Source organism: Corynebacterium sp. HMSC29G08, assembly GCF_001806875.1.
Taxonomy (GTDB): domain Bacteria; phylum Actinomycetota; class Actinomycetes; order Mycobacteriales; family Mycobacteriaceae; genus Corynebacterium.
Map to the genome: position 1 here is coordinate 1 of NZ_KV786223.1, position 12,698 is coordinate 12,698.

Below are 12,698 nucleotides of genomic sequence, written 5' to 3' on the forward strand. Positions count from 1 at the left end.
CCACCACATGAATGTGCCTGGCCTAGGGCTGGTTTTTCGTTTATGCCCTTGCCTAAGACCAACAAGCCACCCGGAGACAGGCTGCCTACTAGCAGATAACGAAACCACGCCTGCAAAACCCCAGGTGGAATGTGTAGACACACCACTGTTTCCGTGTTGTGTGCTAGCAGAGCCCCCGCAAACCAGGCTGACCACTAGCAGATAACGAAAACAAGCCGGCATACCCCCAGGTCGAATGTATAGACACAGCACCGTTTCTGCGTTGTGTGCTAGGAGACCATCACGACGCTGGTTTTTGTTAGGTCTACAGGCTGAAAGAGCGGGGCTCGCCAGTCAGGGGGTCCGTAAAGGCCAAGCCCGTGCAGCGCAAACACATCGGCGTTGAAAAGTCCTCTGCATCTGGCGGGAGCAGGGTGGGGTAGATGGTGTCGCCAAGAATAGGGGCGGCTTCTGCCATCATCTGTAGCCGAAGTTGGTGCGTACGGCCAGTAATCGGGTGCAGCACATAACGGGCAAGCGGCGTATCCACTCCATACAGTTCTTGCAATGAGCGTTCCTCAGCAGGATCTAGCCGGGAGACCGCGGCAACCTCAGTATGCGAGTTCGGCTCAAGGTCGGCAAGGATAGACCCGGCGGGCTCGCCAGCAACCTTGACCAGGTGGTGCGACCACTCGGTAGGCGTTGCCACATCAACGAAGGGCGCGATCGCCTCATACATCTTGTCCACTTCGCGGCGGGCAAAGAGTTCTTGGTAAGGGCCGCGGGCGTGGCGTCGCTTAGTAAAAAGCAACAGCCCCGACGTGCCGCGATCCAGCCGGTGAGCTGGTGTGAGATCCTCATTGCCCGTGGCGCGGCGAAGGCGCACGGTGGCGGTTTCGGTGATGTGGGAGGCGCGTGGCATCGTCGCTAAGAAAGGCGGCTTATCTACAACCAGAATGGTGTCATCCTCAAACACCGTGCTTATTTCATACGGCACTGGTTTTTCGGGGGCTGGCCGCCGGTAGAAAAAGACGTCGGTGTCCGGGGCGAGCCATTCCTCCGGGGAGATAGCAGTTGCGTCACGACGCACCACGTGCCCCGCATGAAAACGCTCTTCAACAGCGGAAAAGTCATCCTCTGGGTGACGATGGCGCTGGGTAGAAACCAAATGCCACAAAAAATCAATCGCGCGCACGCCAGGTCCCTCGGGAACGCGGGCTCGTGAAGCACCCAATCCACCCCGAGGAGGCAGTGGGGGCTCAGACTTCCGTTTCGCGCGTGCCATGATGTAGTACATTATCGGCCATGGATCTTGCAGCAATACTCGAACCAGTACTGGCTTTCTTCCGTGAAGGTGTAGGCAAAGGCATTGCCGATATCCTCGCGGCACTCTATGACCTGTTCTACCCCGCCAACGCGGAACCCGCGCACCCCGTGGAGCTGCCGAAGTAAGCTGGAAGTAAAAGCGTAGGAAGGGAAAGGATCGGATCATGTCCGAGGAAGAGCAAGTACGCAGCACCGACGTTGTTGTAGCAGTAGACGGCAGTCCGGCATCAAACAACGCAGTTCGTTGGGCAGCTAACACTGCAGCGAAGCGCAACGTAGCGTTGCGCCTTGCATCTAGCTACACCATGCCGCAGTTCCTGTACGCAGAGGGCATGGTCCCGCCACAAGAGCTCTATGATGACCTCCAGCGTGAGACCATGCAGAAGATTGATGACGCTCGTGCGCTCGCACTTGAAGTCGCGCCTGAACTGCGTATTGGCCACGCCGTGGCGGAAAGCTCGCCGATTGACATGCTGCTGGAGTTGTCTCGTGATGCCGGCATGATCGCCATGGGCTCGCGCGGTCTCGGCGGGTTGTCTGGCGTGATGCTTGGTTCCGTCTCTGGCGCCGTGGTATCCCACGCATACTGCCCGGTTGTGGTAGTGCGTGAAGATAACGCGGTGACCGAGGCGAACAAGTACGGCCCGGTTGTTGTTGGTATTGACGGTTCTGAGGTTTCCCAGCGCGCCGCTGAAGTTGCGTTTGAAGAAGCACAAGCCCGCGGCGCAGAGCTTGTAGCGGTGCACACGTGGATTGATACGCACGTACCGGCGCCGGGTGCCGGGTTCGCCATCACGGAGGACCGTTGGCAGGAGGTTCACGACGAGCAGGCGGAACTTCTGGACATCTATCTGCGTGAAGTAGGCGAAAAATTCCCGGACGTTCAGGTCAAGCGCGTGATCACCCGCGACCGCCCGGTGCGTGCTCTGACGGAAGCCGCAGAAAACGCGCAGCTGCTGGTCACGGGCTCGCATGGCCGTGGTGGCTTCAAGGGAATGCTACTTGGATCCACCTCGCGTGCGCTGCTTCAGTCAGCACCGTGCCCGATGATGGTCGTGCGGTACAACGCCTAGAAGGGCATAATGGGATCTTGGCAAGTAGTCATACCAATTATTTGTGAAAGGACACTGAAACTATGACTCCTACTCTTGGATTTCTTGGCTGGATTATTCTCGGCGGCCTGGCTGGCTGGGTAGCCTCTAGGATTCAAAACCGTGATGCCCAGATGGGTATTGGTTTGAACATCCTTGTTGGTATTGTCGGCGGCCTCATCGGCGGCTGGCTGCTTACCTTGGTTGGCTTCCAGGTTGCGGACCGTGGCTTTATCTTTAGCTTCCTCACGTGCCTGCTGGGTGCGGTGGTGTTGCTGTGGATTGTGAACAAGGTTACCGGTCATAAGAAATAGTCCACGCATGTAGCGTTTGACGTAGTTAGAGATTCCCCCGGGTTACTTGAAAGGTAGCTCCGGGGGAATTTATTTGTTGGTGCTCATTGCACGATTTGCCACCCGGAGTAATATGAACGTACCGGTTTGTCTATAAGAAAGGGAAACGTAGGTGGCATCCTCAGACGCGGCAAAGAAGAAGCCTGCTCCGCGGCGTCGTAATCGACCGAGCCCGAGGCAGCGCCTTCTGGACGCGGCGACGAAGCTTTTCAACGAGGAAGGCATCCGCGTCATCGGTATCGACCGCGTGCTGCGCGAAGCAGACGTGGCCAAAGCCTCCCTGTATTCCCTGCTGGGCTCTAAAGACAACCTGGTGGTTGCCTACCTTGAGCGTATGGACGAGCAGTATCGTCAACGCTGGCAGGAACGCGCCGACCAGGCGCCGGACTTGGATGGAAAAATCCTCGTCTTTTTTGACATGGCGATTGATGAAGAGCCGGAGAAGAACTTCCGCGGATCCCCCTTCTTCAACGCGGCAACCGAATACCCGCGTCCGGAAACCGAGTCTGAAAAACGCATTGTGGAAACCAGCCTGGACCACAGGCGTTGGATGCACTCCACGCTCACCCGCCTTTTGACGGAAAAGAACGGCTACGACTCTGCAGCGCAGGCCGATGAACTGCTGATCTACTTGGATGGTGGCTTGGCGGGTGCACGGTTTACCCAGAGCGTTACTCCCTTGGAGAAAGCCCGCGAATTAGCCAAGAACGAACTCGGCGCGCCCCCCGCAGACTACTCGATCTAATCCTGCTCGTCGGCCTGTCCAGCAGCCTTTTGCTCTTCGCGCTCCTTTTTGCGCAGCAGCTCAAGCTCGCGCCGTGCCGCTGAGCGCTCGCTCCAGCATCGTGCGGTTGCGGACCTGGTTAATCAGCAGGTTTCCGGAGGTAAACACCGCAGCCATGACGATAAACGGCAGCGCCACTTTCAGCGTGGCCTCCTGAGTAGTGCCAAGGAATGCGAACTGGGACTCATCCATGGCTACGTAGGCGGAAAGCGGTACGTCGAAAAATGTGGTGTCGCGGAAGGAGGCAATCTCGGCGTCTGCAAGCACGCCGATCTTGCGGCCCGCAGAGGCATCCGGTACAGACATCCACTGCAACAGCTGGTACAAACCAAGAAACACCGGGACCTGTACAAACACCGGCACGCAGCCGGCAAGTCGGTTGTATCCGTGATCTTTTTGGATCTGCTTGCGCGCCTCCTGTTCCGCACGCAAAGGGCAAAATCAGCAAGCGCACGGAGATCACCAGCAGAAACAGCGAGGCAACCTATGCGGCGCTCGACTCCGCGCCGAGGACCCCGGCCAGCAGCCAGTGCCAGAACTTCATCACGGCTGACACTGGGTACACGAGCATTTCCAGCATGTGCGTTAATGTTAGGCCATGCAATCGGCAACCATGGGAGCGGCAACGGGCGGGGCACCTCAACCGTTTTGGCCGAGTGAAAACTTGAGCGAAAACTTGAGCGAGAACTCAGGCAACAAGGCACGCAAGTCCGTGCGCATCACCCCTGGCCTGGTCATTGGTGAGGTGCTGCTGACCGTCGGTGCGGTGCTGTTGCTGTTTGCGTTCTATGAGTCGTTTTGGACCAACATTGCCTCCGGCAAGATGCAAGATGATGCGCAGTCGCGGCTTGAAGAGGTGTGGGAGGAAAACTGGGTCAACCCCCGCTCCGTGCACGCGCCAGTGGAGGGTGATGCGTTTGCCCGCATGTACATTCCCTCCTTTGGCCCGGATTACCGCTTCGCCATCATTGAGGGTGTGGATCCGACGGCGCTGCTCGCCGGCCCAGGTCGCTACCCCGGCACGCAGATGCCTGGTGAACCTGGCAACTTCGCCGTGGCAGGTCACCGCGTGGGCAAAGGCGCGCCGTTTAACGACCTAGGCCAGCTCAATGCCTGCGACGCGATTGTGGTTGAGACTCAGACCCAGTGGGTCACCTACCGCGTGTTGCCGATGGAGGGGGATGCGGAGCTTCGTCGCTTATCGACGTCCACGTGCCTCCCACCCGAGCTCAACGAACGCATGGCAACCGGCGACTATGCATCGGTGCTTGGCCGACACATCACGCTGCCGAATGACATCAACGTGGTCAACCCCATGCCGGAAACCCCGTCGACGGAAGTGGTGCCGGGCATGGAGTCCATCCTGACGTTGACTACGTGCCACCCGCAGTTCTCCAACAAGGAGCGCATGATCGTCCACGCGGTGAAGACGGAGGCGATGCCCAAAACCCCGGACGGTAGTGGTGAACTGCCCGCTGCAATGACTGAAGGCTAACGGAAAGGCGCTAGGACATGTACTCGTACTTGTGGAGCAAACTGCCCGGCACCCCGCCGGTGAAGTGGCTGATCACCATCGTGATTGTGGTGGCGGTGTTCCTGCTTCTGATGAACGTGGTGTTTCCCTGGGTGTCCTCGTTCATGCCGTACAACGACGTCGCTGTTTAAGTCGCTGTTTAAGCCGCCGTTTAGATCCAGCGGGGTACTGGCGGAATCCAGGTTTGGAAGCGGGTGAGGAGGTTCGCGGGGGCGTCGTCAAGCAGTAAATGCTCCCGGTCCGTAGCCCGCACGAAGCCCTGGGCAACCATATGATCCACCATGGTGGTAAGCGGGCGCCAGAACTCGGAGCCCAGCAGCCCGATGGGGATGGGGTTGAGGCCGAGTTGTTGGGACGTCCAGGCATCAAAGAGCTCATCAAGCGTGCCCACGCCGCCGGGGAGTGCGATGATGCCGTCCGCAAGCTCGCTCATGCGGATTTTACGCTCCGCCATGGTGCCAACCAGTTCAAGTTCATCTAGCTCGTCATACTTCAGCTCATAGTTGGCCAGGTGTGTGGTGAGCACGCCGTGGGTGCGACCGCCCGCGTCATGCGCGCCGGAGGCGACCTGGCCCATGAGTCCCAGCTTGGAGCCGCCGTAGACCAGCGTGATGCCGGCCTTGGCAAGTGCCTGGCCGAGCGCGTAGGCAAGTTCGCTCGTGGCGGGGTCGGTGGCGTCGCGGGCGCCGGCGAAGACTGTAACCGCCTTGAGGGCGCGTGGGCGAAGCGCCGGGAAGATACGGGTGGCAAGCAGCGGCGCAAGCTCATAACCAGCGGTATCCGCCGGGTGGATCCAGTCCACCTCAGCGATTTCAGCGGCCGGCTGCGGCTGGGCGCCCACCCGCTCCAGCACGTCGGCTGGGGCTGCGAAGACAGTAGAGGTCACCGTGTGGCCGGGCTCGTTGGATGCCTCGGCAGAAAACTGGCCGAGGAGCCCAAGTTGGTGCCGATCCAGGTTGAGACCGACCTCTTCTAACGTTTCGCGCAGGGCCGCGTCCAGCGGCGATTCGCCTGCTTCAAGCTTGCCGCCCGGTAGCTGGAAGCGGGGGCTGGACTTTTTACGCACGCACAGCACCGCGCCCTGGGGGTTGCGGATCACTACGGCGGCGACGCGGATGTTTGGTTGAGTCGCTGGTTGAGTCACTGGTTGAGTCACAGTCCCAGGTTAGCGATAACTTGCTCCGCAACAAGCTGTGCCTTGACGGATTCGTTCTGGTTGGTAAACACCACTACTGCCGTGTTGCCGTGTGCTACGGCGTAGCCGGCACCGAGGCGGCCGGGCACGTCGCCGCCTCCGTGGCGTCCGCCGTTCCACCCTTCTGGCTGGTCGGCGGGTGCGGTGGTGTCTATTGGCATGGCCCAGTCCACTACTGCCATCGCTTCTGGTGGGCTGGGCATGTGGCGCACAAACACGGTCAGTTGCGGCTCTGGGGGATAGGACCAGTATTGGCAGGCGGGTGGGTTGAAGCGTTCGTCGATGCCTACGCCTGTGACGCGTTGGCCGTTGGTGTCTGCCACCCATTGCGTGTCCAGGTAGGGGCAGTCGACCCAGCCGTTGCGGTCTGTGCCCGGCAGTGCGTCTAACGGCAGGCCGTCGCCGGCGGGAGATTCGACGCTTTCCGGTGCGTCGGGATTGTCCGACGCACTGTCCGTGCCGGGGTTGTCGCCGCCCGCGCACCCCGCCAGGGCCGCGCACAGGAGCAGGGTGGGTAGTCTCAAACGCATGAGCTCCAGACTAGTGATGTTGGAGCGGGAACCCGCAGACATCCCAGACAACAAAGCCATTGACTCCGGTGTGACCGTGCTGGCCGTGAGTCTGGTGTTGGTGTCCCTGCTCGCGCTTGCCCGGATGCCGTTGAATGAGGCGTTGCTGCACATTGTGTTGGTCACCGCGTTTTCGTTCCTGTTGTTCTACGGCATGGTGGAGATGCCGCGGTGGGGCACGTTGGGCAAGCTAGTGTGGCTCAGCTCGGTCACAGCGGTGTGGATTTCAGACATGACCATCTCGCCGGTGGCCATTTATTGGGTGTTTCTGCTGTTCTTTGTTTCCCTGCGGGCGTTTAATGACTGGCGGGGCTTAGTGTTTGTGGCCATTGACCTGGCCATCAGCATCATTTTTCAAATCCCTACCGGTCTGAGCCTCGGCGGGATCATGGGCCCAGCGCTGTCCGCTGTTGTGGTGGTGGCGATCAACTATGCGTTCACCACCATCGGCCGGGTGAGCCGCGAGAGGCTTTTGCTTATCGACGAATTGTTGTCCACCCGCGAACAACTCGCCGAGTCTGAACGCGAAGCCGGTGTAGCGCAGGAGCGCGAACGCCTGGCGCACGAGATCCATGACACGGTGGCGCAGAACTTGTCCTCTATCCAAATGCTGCTGCACGCCGCTGAGCGGGACTTGGGTGGCCTCGACGTGGATGAAGAGCAGCTTGTGCAGCCGCTGCGCCGGATGGAGGCTGCGCGTCGGGCGGCGTCTAACAACCTGGCGGAGACGCGCGCGATGATTGCGGCGTTGACGCCGGCGGGGTTGCGTGAGGCGTCGATAAGCGAAGCCCTGGGCCGTATTGCCGCGGACTTTGCACAGGCCAGCGACATGGACATCCAGGTGGAAACCCATGGTGAGCCGCAGAAACTGCTCATGCGTGTAGAGGCCGGGCTGCTGCGCATCGCCCAGGGTGCGGTGTCCAACGCCGTGCAGCACTCGGGTGCCAGCCGCGTGCGGATAACACTCACGTATGAGCCTGAGGAGATCCGCCTGGACGTTGTGGACAACGGGGTGGGTTTTGACGTTGCAGCTCAAGCCCACAAGCCCGCCGGGCTGGGCCATCTCGGCTTGGATGCGATGCGTTCGCGCGCCGCAGAACTTGGCGGGGAGTTGACCATTGAGTCCGCGCCGGGCGGGCCGACGGCGCTATCCGTGGCGGTGCCTGTGGACGGTGCTGTAGATAGTTCGGACTAGACAGTTAGGATGATGGCATGATTCGCGTGTTACTGGCTGATGATCATGAGATTGTGCGCCTTGGCCTGCGCTCCGTGCTGGAGCAGGCAGACGACATCATGGTGGTTGGTGAGGTAGCCACCGCGGAAGGCGCGATTGCCACGGCTCAGGCCGGGGGCATTGACGTGATCCTGATGGACCTGCGTTTTGGTGCTGGCCCCCAGGGCACCCGCGTGATGACGGGGGCGCAAGCCACCGCCGCCATCCGCAGCTCCATGACCAACCCGCCAAAGGTGCTGGTGGTGACCAATTACGACACGGATGCTGACATCCTCGGCGCCATTGAGGCCGGTGCGGTGGGCTACATGTTGAAAGACGCCCCGCCGGAAGAACTCCTCGCCGCCGTCCGATCCGTGGCGGGCATGGATGTGGCTGATGAAGACGCTGTGCAGCCGATGTCCCCGACTGTGCGTGACAAGCTGGCCACGCGTGAGCGCACCCCGCGTTCCTCACTGACCCCGCGTGAGCTGGAGGTGTTGCAGCTGGTGGCGGCGGGCTCCTCGAATCGGGAGATCGGCGCGGAGCTTATGCTGTCGGAGGCCACGGTGAAAAGCCACCTTGTGCATATTTATGACAAGTTGGGTGTGCGTTCCCGAACCTCCGCAGTGGCGTCCGCACGCGAAATGGGCGTGCTGTAGCCGCCGCAAACATCGGATAGGCCACAAAAGTCGGATAGCAGACATCGGATAGCGTCCAAATGGGGCCCAAAACGGCGTTATCCGATGTTTGCTATCCGACTTTTAGGCTTGGGCGGGGTTCAGCACCCAGCACCCAGCACCCAGCACCTAGCGCCTAGCGCTGGCCGGCGGAGCGGTTGTCCAGTTCGCGCTGTTGGTACGCAGTAATACCTTTGTAGATCAGCGGCAGCAGCACCGGAACCAGAACGCGCAGCGCGCCTACGAAGTTCTTCGCTTTCTTTTTGGTCAGGCCGGCCTCGTCGATACGCTTCAGGTGTGCCTTGGCCAGGTCCTTTTCGTGCTTGCGCTTGCGCTTGAGCCCCTTCTGTTCTTCCTTCAGCAGGCGCTTTTCTGCTTTGTCCAGCAGTTGTGCGATGCGCAGGTCAGCCTTCGCCTCGTCGCGGGAGTGCTTGCGGGCGGTAGCCTCGGCCTTTTTTAGCTCCGCTTCAACCTTTTTCAGCTGTTTTTTGCTGTTCTTGCGGATGGACTTGAGAATTCCCATGGCGTCCACCTTACCCATGTGCGGCGCGCGCGACGGGTAGCATTTCAAGCATTGTGATGTTCCCGGCCCAAGTGCGTGCGAATGATCTGGTGGGTTGCCGCTATAGGCTCCACCAGCGTGCGGTGCACCCGAATATCCCGCCGCTGCCAGAGTCCTTGGAGCGCCAGCCGCGTATCGACGCCGCACGCGCCCTAGTCCTTAACGCACTTCCCACCAAGCGTGCGGTGGGTGATGGGCGCAGGAAACTGTTCACCCGGGTTGATGTGGACCCGGCGGGTGGGGACGACGAGCAGGCAGCACGCACAATCTCCGCGGTACGCGCTGGCGCGCATGTGATTACGAATGCCAGGTTGACTGGCCAGATCGAGGGCGTGCGCGTGGTTGCGGATGTGGACGTGCTGGTGCGCGACGGCCACGATTACCTGCCGGTGATCATCTCGAACCACAGGGTGGCGCGTCCACATGAGACCTCGCGTATGGAGATGATCCCGGTTGGCCGGTTGGGGCTTTCTGCACCGCTTGAGGTGCCAGCGAAGCCGCGTCACCACACCGTTGATGGCTACCGCCTGGCGATCGCGGAGCTGCTGCTGCGCGATTACGGCAAGGCTACGGGGCGCGGTGGGGTAATCGGCCAGGACCGTACGTGCGCGTACATCGGGGATGTGGAGCGTTTCATCCCGCCGCTGATTGAGGCGCTCACCGCCCCGATCCCTGACGAGCCGAAACGCCTGAAACAGTGCGCGACCTGCCGGTTCTGGGAGTTGTGCCGCGCTCGTCTAGAGGAGCTGGACGATATCTCGCTGGTGCTGCCCGGCGGCCGCGGCGACGTGCTGCGCGATGGGGGGATCACCACGGTGCAAAAGCTTATTAGTGCCGAGGTGGGCGAACCCTCCGCCATCGCCCGCGCTTGGCGCAAGGACATCCCGCTGCTTCGCCGTCCCGGCGAGATCACCATCCCACGTGCAGACGTGGAGATTGACATTGATATGGAGGCCTACCTGGACCAAGGCGCCTACTTGTGGGGCGCGTTTGATGGCCAGCGCTACTACTCCTTTGTCACATGGGATGAAGTTGGCGGCGCTGATTCGGCGGCGGAGGAGCGCAACTTTGGGCAGTTCTGGGGGTGGTTGCGTGGACGCAAGCAAGCAGCGAGCGCTGCGGGGCAAACGTTCCGGGCGTACTGCTTCGCGGCGGGAGGTGAGAACTATTGGATGCGCAGCTCAGCGAAGCGATTTGACTCTGTGGATGCGGCGGAAGTAGCGGCGTTTCTGGGAAGCGATGAATGGGTCGACGTGTTCGCCTACGCACGCAAACACCTAGTGGGCACCGACGGGCTGGGGCTGAAAGTGCTCGCCCCGGCGGCCGGGTACACCTGGGAAGACGAGGACGTGGACGGCGAGCGCTCCATTGCTTTACGGCGCGCAGCGCGCCTTGGAAACCAGGCCGCCCGCGACATGCTGCTGCGCTACAACGAGGACGATTGTCGCGCCACCCGCGCCGTGCGCGACTTCTTAAGCAACGGCGCACCGGGCGTACCGCTTATTGATCAGATGCGCGATTAACGGCGCTCTCGCACTGCCAACCACACGGCAACGGTAGTCAGCACCGCCAGCAACAAGGCGAGCGCGCCCATGAAGCCTGCCCACGGCAGCGCCTCAAAAGCGCGACCCGTTGCCGCACCCAGGATGGAAGAGCCCATGTAGTAGGAGAACACGTACAGGCTGGAGGCCTCCGCACGGTCGCGCTCAGCGATCTGGCCCACCCAGCCGGTTGCCGTGGAGTGCATAGCGAAGAAGCTGGCGGTGAAGATCAGCAGGCCGATCAACGTGATCCATAGGTTTGCGCTTGCACCGATCAGGGCGCCGACCAGCATCATTGCTGCACCGAAAGCAACCACGCGACCCCGGCCGAAGCGGCCTACAAACGTCCCGGCCCTGGCGCTTGACCACGTCCCGGATAAGTACAGCAGGAAGGTCAGACCCGCCAGCGACGGCGGCAGGCCAAAGTCGTTGATGGCGCGGAAGCCGAAGAAGTTGTACATGGACACGAATACGCCCATGCCCAAAAACGCAGTGCTGGCCAGGGCCACAATCCGCGGGTTAATCAGATGTCCTGCGATAGCGCGGAACTCCGCACCGGGCCGGATGCTCGTCTTGGGGCGGAAGTTGCGCTGCTCCGGTAGCAGCCACCAGGCGGCAATCGCCAGTGAAAGACTGACGGTGGCGGTGGCAGCAACAGCCCACCGCCACGAGGCCACCTCCAGCACAAAGGAGGGGATGAGGCGCCCCATGAGCCCGCCGATAGTGTTTCCGGCGATGTAGAGACCAATCGCGCCGGGCAGGTCGCGCTGGTCAAGCTCTTCGGACAGCCACGCCATGGCCACCGCAGGTGTGCCTGCCAGCAGCATGCCTTGGAGTGCGCGCAGCACGATCATTTGCTCGATGTTTTGTGACAGGGCCACGGCAAACCCCAGCGCGGTGGCGGTGACGGCGGAGATGGTCATAACCCGTCCGCGGCCAAACTTCTCGCTCAGGATGGACGCCGGCACGACGCACAGTGCCAGTGCACCCGTTGCGGCGGAGACAGTCCACGCGGCGGTTGATGGCGTGGTGTGCAGCTCACGGGTGAGGATGGGAAGCAGCGCCTGGGTCAGGTACAGAGACGAAAAAATGGCCAAGCCCACAAAGAGCATGGCCACTGTCGCGCGCCTGTACTCAGGGGTGCCTTTTCTCATAGGTCACTATGGTGGACCTCCCTGAGCTCAAACGCAAGCGTGTGCGCTACAGGCTTATGCGGAAGCCTTTGCATAACGCTCGTTGACGTCGTCCCAGTTCACAACGTTCCACCAAGCCTTAACGTAGTCAGCCTTGACGTTCTTGTACTGCAGGTAGAACGCGTGCTCCCACATGTCCAGCATGAGAACCGGGGTAAAGTCTACGGAGATGTTGCCCTGCTGGTCAGTCATCTGCTGGATGATCAGGCGGCCAGCGACGTGGTCGTAGCCAGCAACTGCCCAGCCGGAGCCCTGCAGGCCGTTAGCAACTGCAGTGAACTGCTTCTTAAAGCCCTCGAAGGAGCCAAAGTCACGGTCAATAGCCTCAGCGATTGCGCCGGTCGGGTTACCGCCAGCGTTCGGTGCCATGTTCTTCCAGAAGATGGAGTGGTTGGTGTGGCCACCCAGGTTAAACGCAAGGTTCTTGGACAGTGCGCGGATACGGTCGGCGTTTGCCTCACCGTTGCGCTCTGCCTCAAGTGCCTCGAGTGCTGCGTTTGCGCCAGCGACGTAGTTAGCGTGGTGCTTGTCGTGGTGCAGGGTCATAATCTCTTCGCAGATGTGCGGCTCAAGTGCGTCGTATGCGTACGGGAGATCAGGAAGCTCGTAAACAGCCATGATCATTTCCTTTCATTCGGTTTCGTGTACGGCAACCATCGTAGAGAAAATTTGGGAACAGTG

16 protein-coding genes are annotated in these 12,698 nt (G+C 60.9%); 9 read left to right on the forward strand and 7 right to left on the reverse strand.

Going from position 1 to position 12,698, the window contains the following annotated elements; all coding sequences use genetic code 11:
* Positions 1-304: 304 nt before the first annotated feature.
* A complete protein-coding gene (locus HMPREF3101_RS03055; RefSeq protein WP_371327064.1) occupies positions 305-1,174 on the reverse strand; it encodes a pseudouridine synthase in 870 nt (289 codons plus the stop codon).
* Between the two features lie 110 nt (positions 1,175-1,284).
* Here HMPREF3101_RS03055 and HMPREF3101_RS12050 point away from each other — a divergent pair, with 110 nt between their 5' ends.
* The 4 genes from HMPREF3101_RS12050 to HMPREF3101_RS03070 all read left to right on the forward strand — a co-directional run bounded on the left by HMPREF3101_RS12050 (position 1,285) and on the right by HMPREF3101_RS03070 (position 3,494).
* The gene (locus HMPREF3101_RS12050) at positions 1,285-1,431 is read left to right on the forward strand and encodes a hypothetical protein (protein ID WP_168160147.1); all 147 of its coding nucleotides are present in this window, start codon (positions 1,285-1,287) and stop codon (positions 1,429-1,431) included.
* Positions 1,432-1,469: 38 nt separating this feature from the next.
* Entirely contained in the window at positions 1,470-2,378 is a 909-nt protein-coding gene (locus HMPREF3101_RS03060) for a universal stress protein (RefSeq protein WP_070462455.1), read from the forward strand.
* Between the two features lie 62 nt (positions 2,379-2,440).
* Positions 2,441-2,710: a GlsB/YeaQ/YmgE family stress response membrane protein gene (locus tag HMPREF3101_RS03065; protein ID WP_070462456.1), complete on the forward strand. Its 270-nt coding sequence runs from the start codon at positions 2,441-2,443 to the stop codon at positions 2,708-2,710.
* A 151-nt stretch (positions 2,711-2,861) separates the two neighbouring features.
* Positions 2,862-3,494: a TetR/AcrR family transcriptional regulator gene (locus HMPREF3101_RS03070; protein ID WP_070462457.1), complete on the forward strand. Its 633-nt coding sequence runs from the start codon at positions 2,862-2,864 to the stop codon at positions 3,492-3,494.
* A gap of 60 nt (positions 3,495-3,554) precedes the next feature.
* Here the strand turns inward: HMPREF3101_RS03070 and HMPREF3101_RS03075 are convergent, their stop codons facing one another.
* On the reverse strand, positions 3,555-3,965 hold the full coding sequence (locus HMPREF3101_RS03075) for a YidC/Oxa1 family membrane protein insertase (protein WP_070462458.1): 411 nt from the start codon (positions 3,963-3,965) through the stop codon (positions 3,555-3,557).
* Positions 3,966-4,146: 181 nt separating this feature from the next.
* Here HMPREF3101_RS03075 and HMPREF3101_RS03080 point away from each other — a divergent pair, with 181 nt between their 5' ends.
* Positions 4,147-5,028, forward strand: a complete 882-nt coding sequence (locus tag HMPREF3101_RS03080; protein ID WP_371327065.1) for a class E sortase — start codon at positions 4,147-4,149, stop codon at positions 5,026-5,028.
* Between the two features lie 17 nt (positions 5,029-5,045).
* On the forward strand, positions 5,046-5,198 hold the full coding sequence (locus tag HMPREF3101_RS12055; RefSeq protein ID WP_168160148.1) for a hypothetical protein: 153 nt from the start codon (positions 5,046-5,048) through the stop codon (positions 5,196-5,198).
* A 20-nt stretch (positions 5,199-5,218) separates the two neighbouring features.
* Here the strand turns inward: HMPREF3101_RS12055 and HMPREF3101_RS11675 are convergent, their stop codons facing one another.
* Together HMPREF3101_RS11675 and HMPREF3101_RS03090 are read right to left on the reverse strand one after the other, a co-directional pair.
* The gene (locus HMPREF3101_RS11675; protein ID WP_246816628.1) at positions 5,219-6,223 is read right to left on the reverse strand and encodes a TIGR00730 family Rossman fold protein; all 1,005 of its coding nucleotides are present in this window, start codon (positions 6,221-6,223) and stop codon (positions 5,219-5,221) included.
* Entirely contained in the window at positions 6,220-6,792 is a 573-nt protein-coding gene (locus tag HMPREF3101_RS03090) for a DUF2020 domain-containing protein (RefSeq protein ID WP_070462460.1), read from the reverse strand. The genes HMPREF3101_RS11675 and HMPREF3101_RS03090 overlap by 4 nt, the downstream gene beginning before the upstream one ends.
* Between HMPREF3101_RS03090 and HMPREF3101_RS03095 the strand changes: the two genes are divergently transcribed.
* Together HMPREF3101_RS03095 and HMPREF3101_RS03100 are read left to right on the forward strand one after the other, a co-directional pair.
* Positions 6,791-8,026 (forward strand): sensor histidine kinase, encoded by a 1,236-nt coding sequence (locus tag HMPREF3101_RS03095; protein ID WP_070462461.1) that lies wholly within the window; start codon positions 6,791-6,793, stop codon positions 8,024-8,026. The genes HMPREF3101_RS03090 and HMPREF3101_RS03095 overlap by 2 nt on opposite strands.
* A 17-nt stretch (positions 8,027-8,043) precedes the next feature.
* Positions 8,044-8,703, forward strand: coding sequence for a response regulator transcription factor (locus HMPREF3101_RS03100; protein ID WP_070462463.1), 660 nt, complete (start codon positions 8,044-8,046; stop codon positions 8,701-8,703).
* Positions 8,704-8,857: 154 nt separating this feature from the next.
* On the opposite strand, the gene HMPREF3101_RS03105 is transcribed toward HMPREF3101_RS03100, so the two are convergent.
* Complete coding sequence (locus tag HMPREF3101_RS03105; protein WP_141737332.1) at positions 8,858-9,244, reverse strand: DUF6474 family protein; 387 nt, start codon at positions 9,242-9,244, stop codon at positions 8,858-8,860.
* Between the two features lie 56 nt (positions 9,245-9,300).
* On the opposite strand from HMPREF3101_RS03105, the gene HMPREF3101_RS03110 reads away from it, so the two are divergent.
* On the forward strand, positions 9,301-10,806 hold the full coding sequence (locus HMPREF3101_RS03110) for a TM0106 family RecB-like putative nuclease (protein WP_070462467.1): 1,506 nt from the start codon (positions 9,301-9,303) through the stop codon (positions 10,804-10,806).
* Here the strand turns inward: HMPREF3101_RS03110 and HMPREF3101_RS03115 are convergent.
* Both HMPREF3101_RS03115 and HMPREF3101_RS03120 read right to left on the reverse strand, forming a co-directional pair.
* On the reverse strand, positions 10,803-11,978 hold the full coding sequence (locus HMPREF3101_RS03115) for an MFS transporter (RefSeq protein WP_070462468.1): 1,176 nt from the start codon (positions 11,976-11,978) through the stop codon (positions 10,803-10,805). The two genes, HMPREF3101_RS03110 and HMPREF3101_RS03115, sit on opposite strands and share 4 nt — an antisense overlap.
* A 54-nt stretch (positions 11,979-12,032) precedes the next feature.
* On the reverse strand, positions 12,033-12,635 hold the full coding sequence (locus HMPREF3101_RS03120; RefSeq protein ID WP_070462470.1) for a superoxide dismutase: 603 nt from the start codon (positions 12,633-12,635) through the stop codon (positions 12,033-12,035).
* Positions 12,636-12,698: the final 63 nt, after the last annotated feature.